This is a genomic window from Solwaraspora sp. WMMD406 (assembly GCF_029626025.1).
Classification (GTDB): domain Bacteria; phylum Actinomycetota; class Actinomycetes; order Mycobacteriales; family Micromonosporaceae; genus Micromonospora_E.
The window spans coordinates 436,905-460,757 of record NZ_JARUBF010000001.1 but is presented as its reverse complement, the minus strand read 5'-3'; the positions used below and the strand labels follow the sequence as shown (position 1 = coordinate 460,757).

Here is a 23,853-nt window from a genome sequence, read left to right as displayed (position 1 = left end):
CACGAGGCCACCGGGCTTCCCTGTACCGGGTCCTGGGGAGGCTCCGGACCTCTATTTCTAGTCGAGTACGCGCGACCGCACACCGGCCGCACGCGTGACGAAGGACTCATCCGTTCAGTCACCACGTGGCTGCGAATCCGGGTTGAATGGGCAAAATGCAGAACCTGTTGCCCGAGCCACCGGCCACCCTGCTGCCCGGTGACGAACAGGCTGAGGCGGCGCTCGCCGAGGCTGCCCAGGTCGATACCGACGAGGCGTACGCCGCCGCCACCGGGCGCCACCCCACCTACAGCCGAGCCTGGGCGGTGCTCGCCCAGCGCGCGATCGCCAAGGGCGCGATCGTCACCGCGTACGCGTACGCGCGTACCGGCTATCACCGGGGCTTGGACCAGTTGCGGCGCAACGGGTGGAAAGGCCACGGTCCGGTGCCGTGGTCGCACCGGCCCAACCAGGGGTTCCTCGCCTGCCTGCATCTGTTGTCCCGGACAGCGGGAGAGATCGGCGAGTCCGACGAGGCCGCCCGGTGCGCGCAGTTCCTGCGGGACTGCGATCCGGCCGCCGGGGACGCACTGGCCGGTAGCTGATCGCCGCCGCGATCGTCGCGTGCGCCGGGCCTGACCGATCATCGACCTGTCAGGCCCGGCGGCTCACAGTCCTTCGGAGACGGCCGCGCCGATCTTGAGCCAGGCCTGCCGGAAGGTCGACGACAGCTGGCCGTAGCGAATCGGTTCGCCGCTGTCGATGATCCGCTCGTACGGTGCGAGCAGCACCGTACGGGTCCGGGCCGCGAAGTGCCGCTGGATCGGCAGCAGGTCGATCTCCCGCCGGTTCGGCGGCATCGAGATGACGGTGACGGCTTGCCGGACGAGCCGCTGCCGGCCGGTCTGTTCGAGATGGTCCAGCATCCGCGCGGCGGGTTCGGCGGAGTCGTTGCGGGCCGACATGGTGACCACGAGCTGGTCGGTGGCGTCGATCGCCGCCTGCCAGTTCTGGGCCCGTACGTTGTTGCCGGTGTCAACGAAGATCAACTTGTAGAACCGGCTGACGATCTCCCGGATCTCGGCGAACGCGGCGGCGGTGAGCATCTCACCGGCGGTCGCGGACTCATCCGAGGCGAGCACGTCGAACATGCCCTCACCTTGGGCGCGTACGTACTGTGACAGGTCTCCGACCCGGCCGTGCGACCCCTGGAACTGCCGCAGGTCCCGCAGCATGTCGCGGACGGTCCGGGAGTGGAAGTCCTGCTGGGCGCGCATGCCGAGGGTGCCCTGGGTCTCGTTGTTGTCCCAGGCCAGGACATAGCCGCCGCGCTTCTGCCCGAACGTCATGGCCAGCATCAGAATCGCGACGGTCTTGCCCGCGCCGCCCTTGGGATTGACGACGGTAACCTGTCGTAGGCCGCCGAAGTTGCGGCGGACCATTTCGATGTCCCGGCGGATCTCCTGCTCATGCTGGCCGGGTGGCAACTTGACCAGGCCGAGCGTGGACCGGTTGAGTGCCGCCCGCATGCCCATCGTGGCGACCGGATTCGCTGGTTTGGTCGCGCGCCGCTGGGCGAACTCCTCGGCGGTGGGTACGAACGACTCGGGTGCCCATCCGGGCGGGGTGGCGGGCGAGCCAGGGCCGGGCGGGTGCGACGCCGCCGACACACCGTGCGGCGGCGGTGGTCCGACGTGCGGCGGTGGCCCGCCGTATGGCGGCGGTGGTCCGACCGGTGGTGGCGGCCCGCCGTGCGGCGGCGGTGGTCCGACGAGTGCGGGCGGTCCGACCGGTGGTGGTGGCGGTGCGTCCGGTGAAGCCGTCGCCGCGGCCGGGGACGTCGGCGCCGAGGGCTGGGGCACCGGGGCGAGCAAGCCAGGCGGGACGGGATGCTCCGACCAGGACGCCGGCCCAGCGGCGTCCGGCGATTGCGCGGGCGGGACCGGTGGTGGACCGGGTCGGGTCGCCGGTGGGGGCGGCGGCGGGATCCGGTGTACCCCGGGCGCTTCCTGATAGGGCTGCCGAGGCAGTTCGGTGACCCCCGGGCTCACCTGCTGGTACGCCGTGACCGGCAGCGGCGGTCCGCTGCCGCCGGTGAGGGCGGGTGGCCAACCGCCGTCGTCCTGGTGGTCGGCCCACGGGTCGACCGGTTGGTGCGACGACATCTCTCGGTCAGGACCGTCGGGCCGGGGCGGCGGTGGCGGCGTGGGCGTCTGGCCCGGCGGTGGGGCCGGACGGCTCGGTCCGGGGTGTGGCGGGCTCGGATGGGTCGGTCCGGGTCGAGGCGGTACGGGATGCGGGCGATGCCCGGCGGACGGGTCGACCGGATCGTCGGGATGGTCGAGCGGAGACGGCTGTTCCGGTGACCGGCGCGGGGCTGGCGGGACCGACGGGCCGGTCGGTGTCACCGGGAGCGGCGGGGTGACGGGCACGCGGACCTGTGCTCGCGTCGGTGGCTGTGCCCATGGTGAGACGGGTGAATGCGGCAGTTGTGGATCCCGATCGGCGGTCAGGGCGGGATCGGCGGGCCGTCCGGCGGGCACCGCGTGGTCGGACGCCGGGGGCATGGGCGGTACCGGCGCTGGCGGTGTGGCCCTCGCCTCCGCTGGCGCCGGCGGTGCGGTCGTCGGGGACGGCGGTGCCGATGGCGGCTGGACCAGCGGGACGGCGATCGTGGCGTCGTTGCGGGGAGTAGCGGTGATTTCGTCCGGTGGCCAGAACGGCTCGTCCAACTGGCCTCCGTCCGCGCTGGTCGGCTGTGCCCGATCGGTGTGGTCGTTCACGGCGTACCTTCCCCTCGTCCCCCACGGCCGCCCGAGGATGTGCAGGTCAGACGCTATTTAGCGTCGCATACCAGGTCAATGGGTGTACACCGCCCAAGCGGCGGGTTCCACCCACCACGATCGTTTTCGACTCAGCGAGCCGGTGACCCCGTCGTCGAGGAACGGCAACTCCCCGTCGCGCGGCGTGACCGCCGTGGCCCGCCCCCTGGCCCGGCGTACCTCGATGCGCAGCCGCTGCCCGCGCCACCAGGACCGGGTCGTCACCGGTACGGCCACCGCCACCTCCACCATTCCGTCGCCCGGGTCGGTGTGGGCGAGCAACTCGACCTCCGCCACGGTGGCGTACCCGCCGGCGTTCGCCACCACACAGGCCAGCAACGGATCGTTGCCGTTGCTCAGCACCGCGTCGTCGACCTCGACCCGACCGCGCCAGGGTAGCGGCCGTCCGCTGGCATCCGCGCCGCCGAGGAGTGCGCCGTCGAGGGTGACGGATCCGCTGTCGGTACGCAGCAGGTCCAGTCGGCGTACCTGTCCGGCCAGGACGGCGGTCGCCACCGCCGCCGGCTGCGACGGCACGCCGAGCCGGCCGGCCAGATCGAGCCCACCGTCCCCGGTCCGGCTGGCCGGGCCGAGCGGCAACAGTCCGATCGCCGGCAGATCCGGCACCGTACGGTTGTCGGCCAGGTCGGTGGGGCGCCGGCTCGGCGGCGGGGCGTAGCGGCGTACCATGCGCCGTACCACGGCCCGCACCTGCCCGTCGGTGGCGGCGGCGACGATCAGCCGGGTCTTGCTGTCGTCGTCCGGCCAGGTCAGGCCGTCCGGTCGGGCAGGTCCGTCCAGACGGGCGAGTACGGCATCGATGTCGTGGTCCGAACGGGCGGTGACGGCCTCGACCCGGGCACCCGCCGCGACCAGCGCGTCGCGGCAGGCGAGCACCGGCACGCGCAGCGGCTCGGCGCAGTCCGGCGGGCTACGGTCGGTCGCCTTTGCGCAACAGCCGCCGTCGCAGCCCGCTTCGGGCTGGCTGCCGAGCGTCAGCAGCACCACGTCGTACACCGTCGGTGCCTCCCGCCGATCTTCGCGGCCACGTTCACCAGGACCGTGACCCTTGTTAGCCTGACTCCTCGGGCTCGCCACGCGGTCGCCACCTGGCACCCGAGCCCCATGGAGGCGGGTTACTACAGATGCCAGCGATCGTGCTGCTCGGCGCGCAATGGGGTGACGAGGGCAAGGGCAAGGTTACCGACCTGCTTGGCGAGCGGGTCCACTACGTGGTGCGTTTCTCCGGCGGCAACAACGCCGGGCACACCGTGATCACCCCGGACGGGCAGAAGTACGCCCTGCACCTGATGCCCTCCGGTGCGCTTTCCCCGAACGCGATGATCATCATCGGCAACGGGGTGGTGGTCGACCCGAAGGTCCTGCTGACCGAGATCGACGGCTTGGCCGAACGCGGCGTCGACGTCTCCCGGCTGCGGATCTCCGGCGACGCGCACCTGATCATGCCGCACCACCGGGCTCTGGACCGGGTCGTCGAGCGCTACCTCGGGTCGTCGCGGATCGGCACCACCGGGCGGGGCATCGGGCCGGCGTACGGCGACAAGGTGGCCCGGATGGGCATCCGGGTCCAGGATCTGCTCGACCCGGGGATCCTGCGGAAGAAGCTGGAACTGGCGCTGCGGGAAAAGAACCAGATCCTGTTCAAGGTCTACAACCGCAAGGCCCTCGACCTCGACGCCGTGGTCGAGGAATACCTGCAGTACGCCGAACGGCTGCGCCCGCACATCGCCGAGACCCGGGCGATTCTGTGGGACGCCCTCGACCGGGGTGACACCGTGCTGCTCGAAGGTGCCCAGGCGACCATGCTGGACATGGACCACGGCACCTATCCGTTCGTGACCTCGTCCAACCCGACCTCCGGTGGTGCCTGCGTCGGCACCGGCATCCCGCCGACCGCGATCACCAAGGTGATCGGGGTGACCAAGGCGTACACCACCCGGGTCGGCTCCGGCCCGTTCCCGACGGAGCTGTTCGACGAGAACGGCGACCACCTGCGCAAGATCGGTGCCGAGTACGGCACCACGACCGGGCGCGAACGCCGCTGCGGCTGGTTCGACGCGGTCGTCGGCCGGTACGCCGTACGCCTCAACGGGATCACCGATCTGGTCGTGACCAAGCTCGACGTGCTCACCGGCCTGGCCAAGGTGCCGATCTGCGTCGGTTACGAGATCGACGGCGAACGCTTCGACGACATGCCGATGACGCAGACCGCGTTCCACCACGCCACCCCGATCTACGAAGAGCACGACGGCTGGTGGGAGGACATCACGAAGGCCCGTACCGAGGCGGAACTGCCGACCAACGCCCGCCGCTACATCGCCCGGATCGAGGAACTGTGCCGGGCACGGGTCAGTGTGGTCGGCGTCGGTCCGGGCCGTGAGGAGAACGTCGTACGCCACGACCTGCTCTGAGCTGCCCCACCCCGGCCCCCTGGGCCCGCCCGCGTGGCTCCGCTCATGCTTCCTCAGGAAATCCTCAGACTTCCACCAAGCGGCGGGTGGCGTCGTCCGCCGATGATCGATCCGGTCCCGCCTGCCTTACGGCCACGACCAGCACCGGCTGGCGTGATCCAGCACCGGCCGTGTGCCTGATGCCGACAGCGGGACACCCTTCCCAGAATTGATCGACTTTAGCGGATAGCAGGGGGCAAGGCAGTGAGCCGGCTGTATGGCGATCCCGTTCGGGCCAGAGATTCGATAGCGGCCATGAGCGTACCGACGGCACCGACGGGTGTCTCACCGATGACGTTGGCCCGCTGGGTGCTGGGCGCCGTCGTACTGGTCAACCTGATCGTTCTCGAGGTGTTCTTCTTCGCGTACGGCCAGGGGAAGAACTCCGTACTGACGGTAGCGAAGTTCTTCGGCCTGCACGCGGCGATGCTGATGATGCTCCAGTTGACCCTGGTGGCCAGGATTCCGTGGCTGGACCGGCGGATCGGGATGGACCGGCTCACCGCCTGGCACCGACTGCTCGGCTTCGGCTTGTTCTGGACCGTGATGCTGCACGCGAGCCTCATCATCACCGGCTACGCGACCCTGTACGATATGGGGTTCGGCGAGACCTTCCTCAGCCTGGCCGGCGTGACCGCCTCGCTGCTGGGCATGATCGCCGCCGGCATCATGATCGTCGTGGTCGGCGTCTCCATCCGGTACGCCCGACGCCGCCTGCCGTACGAGGCGTGGCACGCCCTGCACGTGCTGATCTACCTGGCGCTGCTCGCCGGGCTGGTGCACCAGTTCATGGAAGCCACGACGTTTTCGTCCACCCCGGCCACCGTCTACTGGTGGACGCTGTGGGCGTTGGTGATCGGCGCGTTGGTGGTCAACCGGGTCGGCGTGCCGCTGTGGCGCAACGCGTACCACCAGTTCCGGGTGGCGGCGGTGGTGCCCGAGGCCGACAACGTGGTATCGGTCCACGTCACCGGTCGGCACCTGGATCGGCTGCCGGCCCGCGCCGGCCAGTTCTGCATCTGGCGGTTTCCTGGCCACAACCGCTGGTGGCAGGCGAACCCGTTCTCACTGTCGGCGGCACCGGACGGGCGGTCGCTGCGGCTGACCGCCAAGGCGTCCGGCAAGACCAGCGCTGGTCTGCGGCATCTGAAGGTCGGCAACCGGGTCTTCATCGAAGGCCCGTACGGCGCCTTCACCAGCCTGCACCGCAAGCGGGACAAGACGCTGCTGATCGCCGGCGGCGTCGGGGTGACCCCGATCCGCGCGCTGTTGGAGGAGTCCGGTGGGTCGACCATCGTGCTTTACCGCGCGGCCAAGGAGGCCGACGCCGTACTCTTCGGCGAGCTGCAGGGACTGGCGGCGGCCCGGGACGCGCAGCTGCACCTGCTGACCGGCCGGACCGGCACCGGTTCCCCGCCCAACCGGCCGTTCGACCCGGAGAACCTGCTGGCGCGGGTACCGGACATCGCCGAACGGGATGTCTTCGTCTGTGGTCCACCCGCGTTGACCTCGGCGGTGGTGGCCAGCGTCCAGGCGTTGGGCGTGCCCGGCCGCCAGATTCACGCCGAACGTTTCGGTCTCGGCTGACCCGAGCGCCGCACACAGCGCCGCACACAGCGCCGCACACAGCGCCGGCCGCCGGGCTGGGTAGCCGACGGCCGGCGCTTCACACTCTCGTCAGCGGTGCCGAGCCGTCGTCAGTAGATGGTGACGTCGTACGCGTCGGCCGCCTCGCGGACCGGCTGGTAGAAGGTCGTACCGCCGGTCCGGCAGTTGCCGCTGCCGCCGGAGGTCAGGCCGAGCGCCGTCGATCCGGAGTACAGCGGGCCGCCGGAGTCGCCCGGCTCGGCGCACACGTCGGTGCGGATCAGCCCGCGGACCACGCCGCTGCCCAGGTAGCGGACCCGGGCGTTGAGCGCGGTGACCGTACCGCTGTGGGTGCCGGTGGTGGAGCCGGTACGGGTCACCGACTGTCCGACGAAGGCGTCGCCGACGGTGAACCCGCCCGGGTGGCTCTGCGCCGGGTTGTCGTAGCGGACCAGGCCGTAGTCGTCGCCGGGGAAGCTGTAGTCGACGGTCGGGCCGATCAAGTTGGTCTGCGCGGAGTTGCTGTACCAGGTGTTGACCACCTCACCGCAGTGTCCGGCGGTGAGGAAGTAGTAGGTGCTGCCCCGGACCGCGTTGAACCCGAGCGAGCAGCGACCGCCGCTGCCGTAGATGGGATCGCCCGAGGACACCAATTGGGTGAACACCCCGCTGGTCCGTTCGAACCGGATGGCGCCGGCCATCCCGCGTGCGCTCAACCGGATCTTGGCGATCTCGGCGCGGGAGACGCTGCTGTCGGCGGTCACCACAACCCGGCCGGTGGTGCCGTCGACGTGCCAGGCGATGCCTTCGACGCCCGAGCGTTCCACCGCGTCGCTGACCGCGACGAGCTGGCTGGTGGTGTAGACCTGGGCAGCGGCGGAACTGGGTGTCGGTAGGGCGATGACACCGGCGGTGACCACGCCGACGGCTACGGCGAGCAGTCGGGTGGCCCGGCTGGTCGTGTGTCTGATCCTCACTGTCTCCTCCTCGATGGAGCGGGGATCCCCATGGATCGGTGTCCATGAGCGCTGTCAGGAGCGCCGGCGCGTCGTCGAAGGACTCCGGACCGGACTGGCCAGATGTTGATCAGTATTGTCGTGTATCAATCACAATTGCAAGCGCTATCACAGCACTATTACTAATGCAACGTTAATTGTGAAAAACAGTTCCGGTCGAATTCTGGCTCGGTGTCGTCTCGTACCTGTCAAAAGCCCGGGTCGTCAGAGAGGTCGGCGCGTCAGGGGGTCGCACGTCGCGCAGGTCGGCGCCGGAGGCGACGCCGGCCGGTCAGCGGCCAGATCCGTCGGCCTCGCCGGCAGACGGGGGGTGGTCCGCAGCGGCGGTCGGCATCACGTCCTCGTCGACCGCCGCCAACATCATCCGTAGTCGGCGGAGCCGTTCGTTGAGGTCGGCGGTCACCGCGTCGGGGTCAGCTCCGGCGCGTACGGCTGCGGACCGCGCCGCGCGTAGCTCCGACAGCAGATATCCGGTCAGCTCGTCGGCCGGCGCCCCGGGCGGCACCGGATCGTCGGGTGGCACTGCGGCGTCTGGCATGCGGACCGTCCGTCGGGTAGTCGCGTTGATCTTACCTGCCAGCATGCCGTGCCGACGGCCAGGCGGTAGCTGTCGGGACGGATCCTCGACGACGCCCCGCGATGGTGGGCGGGGTGCCGATCGGGTGGCGGGCCGGGCGTCGATCGGGTGGGGCGCGGGATGCTGATCAGGTGGCGGGCGGGGGCGTGACCGGGCTGAGGTCATCCGAAGGGGTGACGGGCTGCTGCCGATCCAACTGCGGTCGGCTACGTCGTTCATCCAGCCCGACCAGACCGACAGTCTCTGCTGTGGACCGGGTGGTCCTGACAAGTCAACGTAGACGCTCGGACCCTCGGCTGACCGGTGTCCGAGACGATTCGTCCTGTCATTCACGCCGCTTACCGCGATAGGCCAAGCTGGATCGGCTTCGGAGGTTCTATCCAGAGGAGGGCGCGGTGCTCGGATCGTCCCAGACCGATGGTGTCGACGAGGTCCGTGACCTGGCACGCCGGGGATTGCTGTCGGCCACGATCGCCACAGCCTCCGGGGCATATCGCGTACGGCTGACCGGCGCGACGTATTCGATCGTCTGGCCCGTGGTGTATCGAGGGTTGACCCGCAAGATCGAAATGCGCCGGGGCCATCTCACCTGTGCGACGTCGATCAGTCGCCTGGCCGCCGACTGCCTCGACCGGTTCCACAACGACGTCGACGCCGTGGTGGACGACGTCGTCCGCCGGGCCGTGTCGCGGATCGAGAACCTTGATGGATGGATCGCCAGCCGTCTCGTCCCGGCCACCGTCGACGGGCACCGCCGGCGGCGAGGCGCCATCGGCGCGCTGCAGCGTCCCCGGGTGCCGGGCTGGCTGTCGAAGCAACTGGGTGGCGACCCCTGGTTGATCGATCTGGCCACGCAGATCCTGATCTGGGTCGGGGTGCCCAGCAGCGCGGGCTACGACCTGTGGCCGACCCAGGCCTGGGTGGCGCGGCGTTGGGAGCGCCACGGAGACTGGTCGACCTACGGAGAGGCGCAGGTGCGCGCCGACATCCGGGTCGTACTCGACGCGATGAGTCACCGGCCACAGTGGTACGAGCGGTACGTGGAAGTTCCACTCGGCCGCAAGCAGGCGCCGGTGGTCGCGGTGCCACGGCTCGACGACCGCGACGGCGGTCGTCCACCAGCCCCGACCGACGTGTCCATCGAGCACGAGCAGGATCGCGTCCTGACCGCGTTGGCTCATGACGCGGTCGCGCTCATCACCGCCAGGTTGGCCCGGGGGGAACCGGCCCGACAGGTCGTCGCCGACGTGCTGGGCGTGGTGTTCGGCACCGACGACGCGGTCGCGCCGGGTTCGTACGAGACGGGCGACCGGGGGTACGGCGACCGCCTCGACCGGATGCTGCGCGACGCCACCGAGTTGGATCGACTCGTCGCGGCGGTGCTCGACATCGTCAGCATCCACAGTGGCACATCGGCTGCATGATCAAACTGGACTTTCCGCCACGGTAGGTGATGAGGTGATGGTGTGGTGCCCGCAGAGGCGGAGTTCGTCGGCCGTACGGAACAGATGGCGCTGCTGGCGTGGCGCCTGACCGACGCCCGACAGGGTCAGGCGCGGACCGTGCTGATCGGCGGTGACGCCGGCATCGGCAAGAGTCGGCTGCTGAGCACGTTCGCCGCGTCGGCGCGGGCCGATGGCGCGCACGTGTTGTCCGGGGCAGGCGAGGAGTACTTCGGCGACCCCATGCCGTACGGGCCGCTGCTCGAGGTGCTGGACTCGTTCGGGCGTGAGTACGGCAGGGCCCGCGCGGTCAAGCTCGGCGGGGCCGCCTACGAGCGGCTGACCGAGTTCTTCGATCTGGGCGCGGACTCGATGGGCTCGCCACAGCAGGTCTTCCTCGCCGTCCGCCGGATGCTCGACCGGATCGGCGACGACGCGCCCGTGGTGCTGATCCTGGAGGACCTGCACTGGGCCGATCCGTCCACGCTCGACCTGGTCCGGCACCTGGGCCAGACCCGGGCCGAGGGCCGGCGGCTGTTGCTGGTGGGCAGCTTCCGCTCCGGCGGGCTGATCCGGGAGGACCCGCTGTGGCAACTGTTGGCGAGCCCGACGTTCCTGCGCCGGACCGAACGTCTCGAACTGCCCGCCTTCACCCTCGACGAGCTGCGGCGCTTCGTCAACTCCGCCGCCAGCGAGACCGTCGATCCGGAGCTGATCGAGCGGTGTCTGGAGTGGTCCGACGGGATTCCGTTCTACGCCGAACAGCTGATGGCGGCCGGTGTCCTGGACAATCCGGAAGACGTCCGGCTGCCGGACGACATCCGGTCCGTGGTCCTGGCTCGGTTGAGCGGCCTGGGCAAGGACGCGCTGTGGGTACTGCGGGTGGCGGCGGTCGCCGGCCGGGCGATGAGTCGGCGACTGTTGCGTACGGTCAGTGACCTGCCTGGTGAGGTCCTGCGGGACGCGCTGCAGGAGTGCTTCGACCGGCAGATGCTGGTCACCGGCCAGGACAAGGACGCGTACCGGTTCCGCCACGCGTTGCTGCGCGAGGTGGTGTATCGGGGGACGGTCCGCGACACCCAGGTCGACCTGCACATCGCCATGGCGCGGGCACTCGCCGGAGATTCGGGGCTCGGTCTCGCCGGGGGTTCGGGGCTCGGTCTCGCCGACGGTTCCGCCGTGGCCGAACAGGCCAGCCACTGGTATCAGGCGGGGATGTGGCCGGAGGCGCTGTCCTTCGCCGTGCAAGCCGGCGAGGCCGCTTACCGCACCCTGGCGTTCGCGTCGGCGGAGGCCCAGTTCACTCGGGCGCTGCAGCTGTGGCAGCGGGTGGCGGACCCATCGCACCAGGCGGGCATGTCCCGGGACCAGGTGCTGCTCCGGGCCGCCGAGGCCGCCCGCTGGACCGGCAAAGTCGACCGAGCCCTGGAACACGTCCGGCAGGCTATCGCGGAGGTCGATGCCGGTACCAACCCGTGCCGGCTCGGTGAGCTGTACGAACGGCGTGGCACTTATCTGTGGGAAGTCGGGCGGCGGGCCGATTCGGTGGCGGCGTTCCAGCGGGCGGCGGAGCTGCTCGACGCCAGGCTGGCGTCGGCGGTGAAGGCGCGCGTACAGGCTGGCCTCGCCCTGGCCGACCTGCGGGACGGCCGGTACGCCGACGGCCGGGACAAGGCCAACGCGGCGCTGACCATGGCGAGGGAGGCCGGCGCGCTGGCTGAGGAGGGCCGGGCGCTGAACATCTCCGGGCTCGCGCTCGGCATGCTGGGCGATGCCGAGGGCGAGGGCGAGGTTCGGCTACGCCGCGCGCTGGAGATCGCCCGGACAGCCAACCACATCGAGGACCTGCTGCGGGCCTACGGCAACCTCGGGCTGTTCCTGGAGCACGCCGGCCGGACCAGGGAGTCGGCGAAGGCGAACCGGACCGGGCTGGACGAGGCGCGCAGCCTCCACCTGGCGAACACCCGGCAGGGTCGGTTGCTGGCCGTCAACGCCAGCGCGGCGCTGGTGCTGTTGGGCGAGTGGGACGAGGCCGAGGAGATCGTCCGGGAGGCGTCGTCGGACCGGCCGCCCGGGGAGAGCCTGTACGCCCGGCTCACCCTCGCCGAGATCAAGGTGGCGCGGGGCGAGTACGCCCAGGCCAAGGAGCTGCTCAACTCGATCGACGGCGTCGAGCAGGGCAACGATCCCCGCTTCCTCGGTCCACTGCACGCCGTACGGGCGGAGTTGGCGCTCTGGCAGGGCGATCTCGTCCGGGCGGCCGAGGTGGTCGAGCGAGGGCTGGTCGCGGTCCGGGAGAGCGAGAACGGTCTGGAGGTGCTGCGCCTGTGCGTGCTGGGCATGCGGTGCGCGGCCGATCAGGCGGCGTCGGTCGAGTCGAGCCGGCCGGCCGCGATCGCCCTCGGTGACCGACTGGCCCGGTCAGCCGCACAGGCGCAGCGGATGTCGGCGTCAGGACAGGCGTCAGGACAGGCGTCAGGACAGGCGTCAGGGCAGGCGTCAGGGCAGGCGGCAACGAACGCCGAGACGACACAGCTCGTCCGGCTCTGCGCGATGGAGCGGCGGCGGATCCGGGGCAACGACAGTGCCGCCGGGTGGGGCGAGGTCGCCGTGAGCTGGGTGAAGCTGGACCGGCCGTATCCGACGGCGTACGCCCGGTGGCGGCAGGCCATCGCGGCGCACGTCGCCGGTGATCGGGACGCGGCCCGGCAGCGGGTCCGGGAGGCGTATCTGGTGGCGAAGTCACTCGGCGCCACGCCACTGCGGGACCAGGTCGCGCGGTTGGCGCGCACACTGGACCTGGACCTGGACTTGGCCGATCGACCGGCGGCCAGGTATCCGTACGGCTTGACCCAGGCCGAGTTCGACACCCTGCGCCTGCTGTGCGAGGGGCACGCCACCGGCCAGATCGCCGCCGTCCGTAGCGTGGCGATTCGGACCGTGCAGACCCAGCTCAGTAGCGTCTACCGCAAACTCCGCGTCCATTCGTCCGTCGAGGCGGTCGCCCTGGCCCACCGGGAAGGCTTCTTCGCGTGAGCCCGCCCCGCGCTGTCGGCTGAGCCCGCCCCGCGCTGTTTCGGCCGAGCCGCCTCCAGGCTTCTGCCGAGCCCGCCGCCGCGCCGTCCGTCAGAGACGGGCATGACGCGAAAGGCTCTTCTGATCGGTGCCCAGACCAACGGCCTGAGCGGCGTGCTCAACGACGTCACGGCTATGGGACTGGCCCTGGCGCAGCGCGGATTCCTGATCGACCGGCTGGTCACGCCGGACGCCACCCGGGAACGGATCCTCGACGCGTACGAAAAGTTGATCACGGACGCCAGGCCCGACGACGCGGTCGTCGTCTACTTCAGCGGGCATGGCGGTCGACTGCTGGCACCGGACGGAGCGGAACTCCAGTTCATCGTGCCGGACGACTACGACGACTCCACCGAGGACGACTTCCGCGGCGTCACCGGCGTCGAACAGTCCCTGCTGCTCAAGCGGCTGACCGACGTCACCCACAACGTCACGGTGATTCACGACTGCTGCCACGCCGCGCACATGTCCCGCCGAGACGCACGGGTCCGGGCCCTGATCCGCTCGGCGCCGGAACGCTGGCGTCCGACCTACGACACCGTCCGCCGGTACATCGACCGACAGGCGGCCGACGGACTGCCGGTACACCAGCGCCCGCTGATCGCCAACCCGCACGCGGTCCGCGTGGTGGCCTGCGCGCCGTGGGAATCCGCCTACGAGACCGCCAACCGGGAAAGCGTCCAGATGGGACTGTTTACCGACGCGCTGACCCGCGCGATCCGTGACTCGGTCGGGCTGCGGATCAACTGGTCGACGTTGCTCACCACGGTGCGCGGCGAGGTGCAGAACTTCGAACCCGCCCAGCGGCCGGAGGTGCAGGGGCCGACCAGCCGACAGCCGTTCGAAACCACCGACCTGGACCTGGTGGACAGTCTGTCGGTCGTGGCGACCGGGCCGGAGCGCATCGAACTGCTCGGCGCGCCACTGCTCGGCGTCGGAGTCGGTGACAAATTCGCGATCATGCCGAACAGCGCCGACGGGCCGCAGGACGGACCGGCGCTCGGCACCGCGACCGTCGACCGGTTGCTGCCGACGATGGCGTCCGCGCAGCTACGCCTGGCGGCGGACCGGTCGCTGCCGGCCGATGCCCGCGCGTACCGTACCCACGCGGCGGCACCGGCGCTGCCGGTCCGGCTGCCGGCGGACGACGCGGTCGCGGCGAAGCTCCGCGACGCCATGTCGCTGTGGACGCTGCTGCGTCCGGCGGACCCCGCGACGGACGTGACGGCCGCCGTCGAGGTCGTCGTCGACACCGACCACAAACTGGTCGTACGGGACGAGAACGGGCCGCTGCACGAACCGTATCCGGCGACCCCGCTGGGGATCATCTCGATCACCGACAACCTGCAGCGGATCGCCCAGGCGACCGCGTTGCGCCGACTACAGGGCGACCCGGACCGACCGCTGCGCCACGGCGTGGTGATCGAGTGGGGGCGGGTACGTGACGGTGAGCCGGACCCGCTCTCCCGGGCCGGTGAGCTGCTGTTCGCCTACGAAGGGGAACGCATTTACGTTCGGCTGCGCAACGAAGGCGAACATACGGCGTACGTCTCGCTGATCGACGTCGGCATCTCGTCGCGCGTCACCGTGCTGACGGCGGCCGACCACGGTGGCGTCCGGCTCCTTCCCGGCGCGTCGTACACCTACGGCTGGGACCACGACCGGCAGCGGCTGACCGGTGTCGACGTGACCTGGCCGGAGAGCATCGTCCCTGCGGCGGTGCGACCGGAGACCGTCCTGGCGCTGATCAGCGACAAACCGGTCGACGTCGGGGTGCTGCGGCAACAAGGCGTCCGGGACGTGCCCCGTCGCTTCGACGACACGTCGAACCTGGGCCGGCTGTTGCAGCAGATCGCCACCGGGGCGAGCCGGGAGGTCGGTGCCGCGCCGGTGTCGGACGTCAGGTTCGACGTGGTGCCGATCGACTTCATGGTGAGTCCGACCGTTCCACCGACCGTCGAGGAACCGACGTTCCGGGTGGACGACCGGCCGGGCCAACAGGTCCGGTTGCTGTCCGCGCGGAGCCTCACGCCGACCAGGGTCGCCGTACGGATCGACGAGTTGATCGTGCATCGCAACCGCGCGTTCGGCAACGCCGACATCCGGGTGGACGCGGTCGTGCTCACCGGCGGCACCGGCGGCACCGGCGGGACCGGACAGGAGCTGACGTACCGCGCGGAAACCATCCGGTGCAGCCGGATAGCCGACGGTGAACGGCTGCCGCTCGACAACGTGCTGATCTACCACGGGCCGGCGGTCGACTACCTCGACATCGCGGTCTGGGTGTCCCGCGACACCGCCGGCAGTCTGGCGCTCGGCGACCTGCTGCAGGAAAAGCTGACCAGTCCGCTGGTGCAGGCCGCCGGTGCCGAGCTGGTCGGTCTCGCGGTGGCCGCACCACAGGCCGCCGCCGCGGTCGCGGCCGTCGGCGCCGGCGCGGTGCTGGTGAACACGGCCTACGAACTCCTGACCAAGGCCGTGGGTTCGAACATCGGCCTATATCGCACGTCCCTGTTGGCGCAGGAACAGTACGGGATCGGTCGTCACGTGCGGCATCCGCAGGATTTCACGTTCACGTTCTCGATCGACGAAGTGGCCTGAGCGTCACCGGATCGGTCGAGGCATCCATCGGAATCGCCCGTTCGCGGGCACAACTGTGAAAGGGAGTTCGACATGACCAAGAAGATCACCATCGGGCAGGCGACGTGGAGCGTCTCCGACGCGGAGGCACCGGACGTGGCCCGGCAGGTCCGAGAGGCGATGGCCAACCGTACGTCGGTGGAGCTGAAGCTCTACGACGCCGACGCTCGCCGCGTCACCGTCTTCCTCAACGGAGCGGCCACCTCCACCGTCGTCCTCGACTTCGACCCGGGGCCGCGCCCCAGCGAGATGTCCTGACACTCCAGGTGGGACACGGGCCGGGTTCCGTCACGGAACCCGGCCCGCACGTACGTATCCACCTGGCGTCCGGGGGCGCTTACGTAGTTCTCCGTATCTTCTCCCCGGCCACTTGGCGGCACCTTCCGGCACGATCGACGATCGACGTAGTCCTCGACAAGCGCACCTGATCAGCTCCCGATGAACGCCCGATTGGCGCGGTGGCACTGCCGCGCGATCGCGGCGTGCCCTCGGGCCGGTGCGTCGACGAGCAGCGTTGACCCGGAGGAGTCACACAATGGCCGATAACGAGAAGCCGTCCCGCGCAGCGGATCAGGTACGCCGGCTGGCGGCCGAAGGCGGGTTGGTGCGCTACTTCCACAAGGCGTCGAACGACGAACGGCGTTTGTTGTGGGCGGGAGCGACGGAGATCGCCGGCCCGCTGGTGTTCCTCCGGGTCACCCGGCCGATCGAACACAAACGCGGCCACCATCAGTGCGCGACGGGCGTGCGGCGGCTGTCATCCGACTGCGTGGACCGGTATCACGACGACGTCGAATCGACCGTTCGTTACCTCTTCGCTTTCGCCACCGCACCGATCGACAACCTGGAGGGCTGGCTCACCGTACGAGTGGGCAAGGCCACGGTGGATGGTCATCGGCGTCGTCGTGGGCAGCGCGGCGCACAGCAGCGTCCCCGCGTCGCGGCCTGGCTCGTCGACGCGCTCGACGGGGACGTCTGGCTGGTGGCCCTGGCCAAGGCGATCCTCGAGTGGGTGGGCACCGACACCGCGCTCGGCGTGCTGTGGCCGCTGGGCGCGTGGACCGAGCAGCGCGCCGTCGTCACCGGTGACCACACCGTCGGCGAATCGGTCGTCGCCGCCGAGATCGAGACGGTGCTGACCGCGATGCGGCAGCGTCCCGCCTGGTACGACAAGTACGTGGACCAGCCGATGGGGCGCAAACAGGCCCCGGTCTGGTTCCCTTCCCGCGACGTCGATGGTGGATACGCCGAGCCGGAGCCGTTCACTCCCGTCGCCCCGTACGAGCAGGACGACGCACTGCTGCAGGAGCTGGCCGCGGTGGCCCTCGATGTCATCACCCAGCGGGTCGACCGGGGCGACGATCCCCGCGCCGTGGTCGCCGAGGTGGTGACGACCGTGTTCGGCACGCTGCCTACCGTCGCCGGCCTGGACCGGCTGCCGGGCGAGGAGCCGGCCGGGGCGGAGCTGGTCGCGGCTCTGATCGAGGACCCGCAGCGGCGGGAGCAGATCGTCACGAGGGTCGTCGCGTGGCTCGACGAGCACCGTCGTCGGTGACCACCCACCGTCCGTCAGAAAGGAGCGACGCACACCTGAGGGGATCGTGACGAGATGGGGCACCCGGACGCGAGCGAGATCGTCGGATCCGGCGACGTCCGCGCCACGTGGCCTGACGATTCCGATGATGGAGCCTTTCAGGCTTTTGTCGAGACCACCACGTCGGGTCTGGAGGTTCTACCGGTCGGCCATCCGGCCCGACCTGCGCTGGCGGAGCGGCTGATCCAGCTGGTGCTGAGCGACCGTGATGCCAACGGCATGAACCGGTTGCGATCTCTGAGCCGGTTGAGGCCACTGGACCGGCTGGTGACACTGGCTGACGAGCGGCGTTCCGTCAGCCCACAGTGGCGGCGTACCCGGGCGGCGGCCCGGATCCTCGCGTTGATGTGTGCGGTCAGCGAGCGCGAGCTGCTGGATCCGCGTACGGCAGCCGTCGAACTGGACCAACTGATCGCGGATCATTCTGAGGATCCGGAGGTTCAGACCCTGGCCGTGTCCGCGCAAGCCATGGTGAGGATAGCCAGCGGCACGATTCAGGATCTGGGCGCGCTTCGCGAGTCGATCGCCAACCTCGGCCAATTGGTCGCCGGCAATCCCGAGATGGTCTCGATGCACCGTTCCCTGCATGAATGCCTGAACATGCTTGAGGCACATCAGGCCGGTGACACCGCAACCGCCCTGTCCCTGCTCGCCGACTGCATAGCAAAGTCTGGCGATCTGCCGGAGGACAACCTCCTGCGTCGTGCGTTCCACGAAATCGCGCCGATGACGGCGGAGTTCCAGGCCCAGACAGGGGTGCCGGATACCGATCTGGCAGCGCATGACCTGCGGATGAAGGGCATCCAGCACCGTGCCGACCATCCCGACGCTCCGGATGCACATCGCGCCTTGCTGCTGGTCGGCAAGGGCGGGTTGGCGCTGCGTGGCGGCGCGGAGCAGGATCCGGCGCGGATAGGCGCCGCGATCGGTGACCTGCGCGAGGCTGTCAGCCTGACCCCGAAGGACCATCCGGAGCACGTCTTCCACCTCGCCTCGCTCGCGATGGCCCTCAGCCATCGGGCGCAGGCCAGCGGCACACTCGGCGACGTCGACGAGTCCGTCACCATCTTGGAACAGGCCCGGGTGCTGGCCAGATCCCCAGCTCACCCGGACTGGTCGTTGGTCAACGGGCTGCTCGCTGATCTACGCAGTCGGCGGGGTGAGGCCCTGCCGGCCCGGCTCGCCGCGCTCGAAGGGCTGCGCGGGTACGTCTGGCAGGTGATGCTGCAGCCGGACCCGTCGGCCGCGCGGGCCATCGCCCGGGACGCGGCGGCGAGAGCGATGTCGACAGCGCGTCGCTGTCTCGTCGACCACGCCCTGGCGGACGCCCTGCGCGCTATCGACGCGGGACGCGGGCTGATGCTGTTCGCCGCGACCGAGCTGCGGGATCCGTACACGCGTCTGGTCGACGCCGGACGGGCGGACCTGGCGGAACGCTGGCGCGCGACCGAACGCCCGCCCGCACACGTACGCGAAGACGTCCTCACGGTGTTGTCGCAGGACGCCGGCCTGCTCGACCCGCCCGACCTCGGCGAGATCCAGGACGCGTTGCGCCGGGCGCAAATGTGGATGCTCGACGCGGACCGCGAGCCGCCCCGACACATGCCGGCGCCGTTGCGCCGCACGCTCGCGGACTCCGATCCCGCTCACGTGGTGGCGTGGGCCGGATTCCTCCACTGGGGCCAGTAACCGACCGAAAGGCGATAGTGCCATGGACGTGACCATCAGCAGGCTGCGCGACGAGCTCCCCGGACTGCGCGGGCCGGCGCGGTTACCAACGCTGACCCGGCTCGGCCAGGAATACGCCAACAGGTACATGCGGACCGGACCAGGCCTGCCGGCTGCTCTCCCGGACTTGTCGGCCGCGATCGAAGCGTGGCGCGAAGCGTACGGTCTCCTTGGCGGCGCGGATCCGGCCCGTGGACAGTCAGCCGGTCAACTCGGCAACCTGCTGGCGTACCGGTTCGCGTTGCACGGGACCGGATCGGAGGACCGGGACACCGCGCTGGCGATGCTCGGCGAGGCGCTCGCGTCAGGTGATCTCCCACCGACGCACACCATGGTGTTCCAGCTGCAGCTCGGCCAGTTGCATCTGACCTACGCGACCGAGTCGATGAGCCCGACCGCCGTACGTGGCTGCTTCTTCGGTGGCCTGCCCGATTCGGCGAAGACCGGTGCCGCCGAGGCGATCAGTTGCTTTCGTGCCGTCGTCGACGGACCCCCGATCAGCGCCGACGTCACGGCGACGGCACGCGCGTTGCTCACCGTCGCGGAATCGATTCAGCCTCTGCTGGCCGGGGACCTCGCCCGGTTCGACACCAGCAAGATCATGGATGCGATGGCGCAGCTGCAACGCCTGCGACGCGACGGCCTACCAGGACTCCCCGGCATGGCGGCCGGCTCAGGCCTCGTGTCGTCCGTCGCGATGCCGTTCAGTCTCGGCACCACGGTCGACCCGATCGACTATCCGGTCACCGTGATCCACGGCGACGCGGGCCAACCGCCGACCGTCCCAGCCCGCCGGCAACCATCGACCGATCCGGTTACGGCCCACGACCCGGGTACGGCCCACGACCCGGTTACGGCCGACGATCCGACGGCCCGGCAGGTCGTCCGTGCCCGGCTGGCGGCGCTGACCGACGATGCCGCCCGGCCCGTCTGGGAGCAGGCCCTCGACCTGCTGTACGTCGATCCCGAAGCGGTACCGCCCGGCGATCTGGACACGTTCGTCGGCGCGGCCGCCGGCACGGTCGACGGTACTTTCGCCGATCCGGTGGCGGCAGCGGTGGACGATCCGATCGAGTCAGGTCTGGATCGGCTGCTCTTCGCCGTCGGGCTGTGCGCGCGTCACCGACGCGACGGCGACGGCGACGGCTGGGGCGACCGTGACCGCGACGGCTGGAGCGGTGTCGACGACGACAGCTCGGCCAGCGGAGTCCGGCTCACCGCCGCGAAACAGCTCCGCGCCGCTGCCACGCTGATCCCCGCGACCCACCCGGCCGCCGCTGTCGTCGTGACGGCGCTCGGCGGACTGGCCGACGACGCGCGACCGCTGTCCGGTCCGACAACCGAGATCGCCGACCCGCTCGGCCGGTACGCCGACAGGATCCCCGACCCACCCGCGACGGTGACCGCGATCGGTGAACTGTGCCGTACCGTCACCGCGATCCGTACCGGCACGACCCTCGACCCGGAACCGTTCGCCGCGGCCGTCGCCGCCCTGCCGACCGACCACCCCTGGCACCGACAACTGTCTACAGCGGTCGGACACGCCCGGCTCGCCGTTGCCGTACGGGCAGGCGACGCCGACGCCGTCCGCGCGGAGCTGGCGACGGCCACCGCACCAGCCGGCCTCGCCGCGTTACTCGAAGCCGTGGTCCGCGACGACATGGCGACGCTGCGTACGGCGGTCGACGCGATCACCGCGAGCCCGGCCCGCCCGACAACGCGGATCGCGGCGATCATCGGTGCCGTCCGCCTCGAACTTGCCATCCGGGCACCCGATCCGGGTGGCGGTGACGTCACCGCCGCCATCCGGCTTTTGACCACGGCCAACCAGGCCCTCGACGACATTGCCGACGAGGGCCTGCGGACCCGCACCTGGTGGCGGCTCGCGGCGGCCTACCGATGCCGGGGCGACGCCGGGGACTCCGAACTGTGCCGCGACGCGGGCCGGCACGCCCTGCGCGGAGCCGGCCGATACCCCCGCCGCGCCGCCCGGTACGCCGGCTGGATGCTCGCCGAAGGACACGCTACGGAGGCGTTCGCCGCCCTCGAAGCCACCGCCGCGATGTCCGGCCGAGCCGACGTCGACTCGCTCACCGCCGACGTCGTCTCGGTCGCCGTCGGAGTCGCCCCCCAGGTGACCGGACCGGTGACGGTGCCGACGCCGGCCGAGGCCGCCGCCGCTGTCCGGGAGATCGGCGCCGCGTCGCTGCTCTACCTGCACCCGACCGACGACGCGGGGCGTAACGCGGCGGCGCTGTGCGTTGATCCCGCGACCGACCGTCTCGACGTGCTGGCCAACGTACCGGTGACCGATCCGCTGGCCAGCGACGACCCCGGCTGGCCGGCGATCGTCGGTCGCTGGACGGCCGGCAGCCTGTTGCTCGCCTCGACCGGCGGCCTGGAGCGGATCGCGCTGCCGGCGGTGCGGACCGGCGACAACCAGTTTCTGACCCAGGGCGTCGTCGTCTCCCATGTGTCCTCCGGTGCCGAAGCGATCACCCTGGCCGCGCGACCCGCCTCTGCTGTGGACGCCGCACCGCTGTTCGTGGTCAACCCGCGAGGCGACCGGGACGCCGACATGGTCGAGGTCCTGACTCTTCGCCGGCTCTTCTACCCGAACTCGGTCTGCCTCGGGCGGGCACTGGAGCCGGCCGACGCCGCCGGTACGCGCGGTGAGCTACTGGCTCGGATGCCCGGCGCGTCGATGGTGCATCTGGCGTGCGGGCTGCGTCGAGACGGCCGTACGGAGTTGCAGCTGGCCGACGACGACGTGTTGACCGCGACGGCGATCCGCAGCCTGGCCCGGACCGTCGGTGGTGGCCTGGTCGTGCTCGCCGAACCCGGCCCGGACGGATTTCACGCCGACGCCGACGTCTTCGTCGACGCCGGGTTCGCCGGCGTCATCGGCTGGCGGTGGCCGGTGCCCGCGCCGTTCGCGGCACTCGCGTTGTTCATGACCCACCTCATGCTGGTCGACCACCGACTGCCGCCACCGGCGGCGGTCGCCGCCGTCCACCGGTGGATGCTCGACCCCGATCGGAGCCTGCCACAGTTCGTGACCACCGCCCAGTTGCACACAGTCGCGACGATCGACCTGACGCGACCGTCGTTCTGGGCCGCGCTCGCCTGTCGGGGTCGTTGACGTGGTGCGCGACAGCTCCGAGCGAGCGGACGACATCAAGGGACTGCTGGTGCGGGAACTTCGCGGCGCGGTGACCGAGGCGGTGTCCGGCGGTGCCGACCCCGGCGCGGTGCACGCCGATCTCGTCCGGCGGCTCCGACGGATCCGGCACATGCAGCGGTACGAGCGTACCCGTCGAACCCCGGCGACACCCATGCCCGTACGACCGACAGGAGAAGCCATGTCGATGAGTGAGCGTATCAGTAAGGCCTTCGTCGATGCCGTAAACGGCATGACCGCAGATCCGGCGGAGATCTATCAGAATTGCAGATCCTACAGTCTGGCCGGCTGGAGAGGGCTTCAGCTCTCCCTGGTGGGTGGCAGCGGTGCCGTCGCAGCGGCCATTCCGGTGTTGCACCTCGCCACCCTGACCGCCGACACCCTGTTCATCATCAACCGCATGGGGACGGCAGCGTACGGTGTCGGGTCGATCCTGGGTCGCGAAGCCGGACAAGGGAACATCGTCGAGCGAGACGACTTCGGCATGATTCTCGCCTACTGGACCGGCGACGAACAGGTACGTTTCCTGATGACCCCGGCAGGGGTCGCCAAGGTGTCTGCGGAGATCTCCGCCAAGATGGGCGTCAAGACCGGCACCAAGATATTCGGCAAAGGCTTCGTCAAAGGGCTGCCCAAGGTGATGCTTGCTTCCGCGGGATGGCTGGTGGCGGGTAAGTTCGGCGGCAAGGGCGCGGTCAAGGCCGGGGCCAAGTTCGGCGCGAAGTTCGCGGGCAAACTGGGAGCCGGCTGGATTCCCGTGCTCGGCGCGGTCGTGGCCGGCGGTGTCAACGTGTGGCTGATCGAATCGATCATGTCCAGCGCCGAAGATTACTACCGCGACAAGATCCAACTCATCCGGTCGGTGTGACCCCCCGAGGTGCCCCGCGCCGCCCCGCATCGCTCGGCGCGGGGCACCTCGGTCGGCGATCGGATGCGCACCATCTACTCGACACGCCGAGCGGGTAGCAGATGGCGCGCATCCGATCATGCTGTCCTGGGTAGACGGATCAGAGGCCTCAGAGGTTGTTGACGCGCGTCACCGTTGTCGCGGTGTCGCCACGGGCAGCGCGCCGACCTGCGGCTGCTGCTTCCTCCGGGGAGGCACCACGACTGATCGCCCTGGCCACGGCATTGGCCCACTTCAGCGCTGCGGCGGTGGCCGGGTTCGCCCAGTTCTACAGCGGTCAGGCGGTGCGACCGGAGTGGCAGGCTCCCGGACAGGACGGCTTCGCCGACACCGCCGTCCGGTTCTGGCCTGCGGACCGTGAACCAGAGTCCCGGGCGCGTCCTCCACCGGTTACGCCTACTCAAGCACGCTTCATCTGTCGTTCGACCCGCCAGAATGACATCTACGGCAGGAGCAGCCAGATGACTCCATGATCCAATGCGCTCCATCTGCGTGACACGCCGGGCGCGGAGCAGATGGAGCGCATCCGATCAGGGAGTCACCCGTTCTTGAGGCCGGTGACGAAGCTGGTCCAGGTGGTGGGGCCGAAGGCGAGCGTCGGGCCGGTGCGGTCCTTGGTGTCGCGTACGTCCACCTGGCCGCCAGCGAAGCGGACCTCGACACAGAGGGCGTTGTCGGAGCTGCGCGACGACGTGAACCAGTCCCGGTCCGGGGTGCTGACCTGAGGGGTCATCTCATCTCCATGGCGATCTCGCGGATCAGAGCAAGTGAGTCCTGCGAGCTTAGACCGTGTGTCGTTTGGGGTTGTTGAAGTTCAAGGTCATTCGTTGACGT

16 protein-coding genes are annotated in these 23,853 nt (G+C 70.1%); 11 read left to right on the top strand and 5 right to left on the bottom strand.

Annotated elements, in window-relative coordinates; all coding sequences use genetic code 11:
* The first annotated feature begins 155 nt into the window (after positions 1-155).
* Positions 156-584, top strand: a complete 429-nt coding sequence (locus tag O7632_RS01965) for a DUF3151 domain-containing protein (protein WP_278110911.1) — start codon at positions 156-158, stop codon at positions 582-584.
* Between the two features lie 63 nt (positions 585-647).
* Here the strand turns inward: O7632_RS01965 and O7632_RS01960 are convergent, their stop codons facing one another.
* Complete coding sequence (locus tag O7632_RS01960; protein ID WP_278110909.1) at positions 648-2,144, bottom strand: chromosome partitioning protein; 1,497 nt, start codon at positions 2,142-2,144, stop codon at positions 648-650.
* A gap of 693 nt (positions 2,145-2,837) precedes the next feature.
* Positions 2,838-3,818, bottom strand: coding sequence for a hypothetical protein (locus O7632_RS01955; protein WP_278110907.1), 981 nt, complete (start codon positions 3,816-3,818; stop codon positions 2,838-2,840).
* 128 nt (positions 3,819-3,946) lie between these two features.
* Here O7632_RS01955 and O7632_RS01950 point away from each other — a divergent pair, with 128 nt between their 5' ends.
* Positions 3,947-5,233, top strand: a complete 1,287-nt coding sequence (locus tag O7632_RS01950) for an adenylosuccinate synthase (protein WP_278110905.1) — start codon at positions 3,947-3,949, stop codon at positions 5,231-5,233.
* 294 nt (positions 5,234-5,527) lie between these two features.
* Positions 5,528-6,859 (top strand): ferredoxin reductase family protein, encoded by a 1,332-nt coding sequence (locus O7632_RS01945; protein WP_278110903.1) that lies wholly within the window; start codon positions 5,528-5,530, stop codon positions 6,857-6,859.
* 110 nt (positions 6,860-6,969) lie between these two features.
* Here O7632_RS01945 and O7632_RS01940 read toward each other — a convergent pair whose 3' ends face one another.
* Together O7632_RS01940 and O7632_RS01935 are read right to left on the bottom strand one after the other, a co-directional pair.
* A complete protein-coding gene (locus O7632_RS01940; RefSeq protein ID WP_278110902.1) occupies positions 6,970-7,836 on the bottom strand; it encodes a S1 family peptidase in 867 nt (288 codons plus the stop codon).
* 310 nt (positions 7,837-8,146) lie between these two features.
* A complete protein-coding gene (locus tag O7632_RS01935) occupies positions 8,147-8,413 on the bottom strand; it encodes a hypothetical protein (protein ID WP_278110901.1) in 267 nt (88 codons plus the stop codon).
* 434 nt (positions 8,414-8,847) lie between these two features.
* Between O7632_RS01935 and O7632_RS01930 the strand changes: the two genes are divergently transcribed.
* The 8 genes from O7632_RS01930 (at position 8,848) to O7632_RS01895 (ending at position 22,980) form a co-directional block, all read left to right on the top strand.
* Entirely contained in the window at positions 8,848-9,876 is a 1,029-nt protein-coding gene (locus O7632_RS01930; RefSeq protein ID WP_278110899.1) for a hypothetical protein, read from the top strand.
* Positions 9,877-9,921: 45 nt separating this feature from the next.
* Positions 9,922-12,930 (top strand): AAA family ATPase, encoded by a 3,009-nt coding sequence (locus O7632_RS01925; protein ID WP_278110897.1) that lies wholly within the window; start codon positions 9,922-9,924, stop codon positions 12,928-12,930.
* 102 nt (positions 12,931-13,032) lie between these two features.
* The gene (locus O7632_RS01920; RefSeq protein ID WP_278110895.1) at positions 13,033-15,570 is read left to right on the top strand and encodes a caspase family protein; all 2,538 of its coding nucleotides are present in this window, start codon (positions 13,033-13,035) and stop codon (positions 15,568-15,570) included.
* 72 nt (positions 15,571-15,642) lie between these two features.
* Positions 15,643-15,867, top strand: a complete 225-nt coding sequence (locus O7632_RS01915) for a hypothetical protein (RefSeq protein ID WP_278110894.1) — start codon at positions 15,643-15,645, stop codon at positions 15,865-15,867.
* 277 nt (positions 15,868-16,144) lie between these two features.
* Positions 16,145-17,164 (top strand): hypothetical protein, encoded by a 1,020-nt coding sequence (locus tag O7632_RS01910; protein ID WP_278110892.1) that lies wholly within the window; start codon positions 16,145-16,147, stop codon positions 17,162-17,164.
* Positions 17,165-17,218: 54 nt separating this feature from the next.
* Positions 17,219-18,892, top strand: a complete 1,674-nt coding sequence (locus O7632_RS01905) for a hypothetical protein (RefSeq protein ID WP_278110890.1) — start codon at positions 17,219-17,221, stop codon at positions 18,890-18,892.
* Positions 18,893-18,914: 22 nt separating this feature from the next.
* A complete protein-coding gene (locus tag O7632_RS01900) occupies positions 18,915-22,073 on the top strand; it encodes a CHAT domain-containing protein (RefSeq protein ID WP_278110889.1) in 3,159 nt (1,052 codons plus the stop codon).
* Between the two features lies 1 nt (position 22,074).
* Complete coding sequence (locus tag O7632_RS01895) at positions 22,075-22,980, top strand: hypothetical protein (RefSeq protein ID WP_278110888.1); 906 nt, start codon at positions 22,075-22,077, stop codon at positions 22,978-22,980.
* 577 nt (positions 22,981-23,557) lie between these two features.
* Here O7632_RS01895 and O7632_RS01890 read toward each other — a convergent pair.
* The gene (locus tag O7632_RS01890; RefSeq protein ID WP_278110886.1) at positions 23,558-23,752 is read right to left on the bottom strand and encodes a DUF397 domain-containing protein; all 195 of its coding nucleotides are present in this window, start codon (positions 23,750-23,752) and stop codon (positions 23,558-23,560) included.
* Positions 23,753-23,853: the final 101 nt, after the last annotated feature.

Coding starts and splice junctions, on each gene's coding strand:
- O7632_RS01965 (WP_278110911.1), top strand. CDS start 156: ATGCAGAACCTGTTGCCCGAGCCACCGGCCACCCTGCTGCCCGGTGAC.
- O7632_RS01905 (WP_278110890.1), top strand. CDS start 17,219: ATGGGGCACCCGGACGCGAGCGAGATCGTCGGATCCGGCGACGTCCGC.
- O7632_RS01900 (WP_278110889.1), top strand. CDS start 18,915: ATGGACGTGACCATCAGCAGGCTGCGCGACGAGCTCCCCGGACTGCGC.
- O7632_RS01945 (WP_278110903.1), top strand. CDS start 5,528: ATGAGCGTACCGACGGCACCGACGGGTGTCTCACCGATGACGTTGGCC.
- O7632_RS01950 (WP_278110905.1), top strand. CDS start 3,947: ATGCCAGCGATCGTGCTGCTCGGCGCGCAATGGGGTGACGAGGGCAAG.
- O7632_RS01890 (WP_278110886.1), bottom strand. CDS start 23,752: ATGACCCCTCAGGTCAGCACCCCGGACCGGGACTGGTTCACGTCGTCG.
- O7632_RS01935 (WP_278110901.1), bottom strand. CDS start 8,413: ATGCCAGACGCCGCAGTGCCACCCGACGATCCGGTGCCGCCCGGGGCG.
- O7632_RS01920 (WP_278110895.1), top strand. CDS start 13,033: ATGACGCGAAAGGCTCTTCTGATCGGTGCCCAGACCAACGGCCTGAGC.
- O7632_RS01960 (WP_278110909.1), bottom strand. CDS start 2,144: ATGTCGTCGCACCAACCGGTCGACCCGTGGGCCGACCACCAGGACGAC.
- O7632_RS01915 (WP_278110894.1), top strand. CDS start 15,643: ATGACCAAGAAGATCACCATCGGGCAGGCGACGTGGAGCGTCTCCGAC.
- O7632_RS01910 (WP_278110892.1), top strand. CDS start 16,145: ATGGCCGATAACGAGAAGCCGTCCCGCGCAGCGGATCAGGTACGCCGG.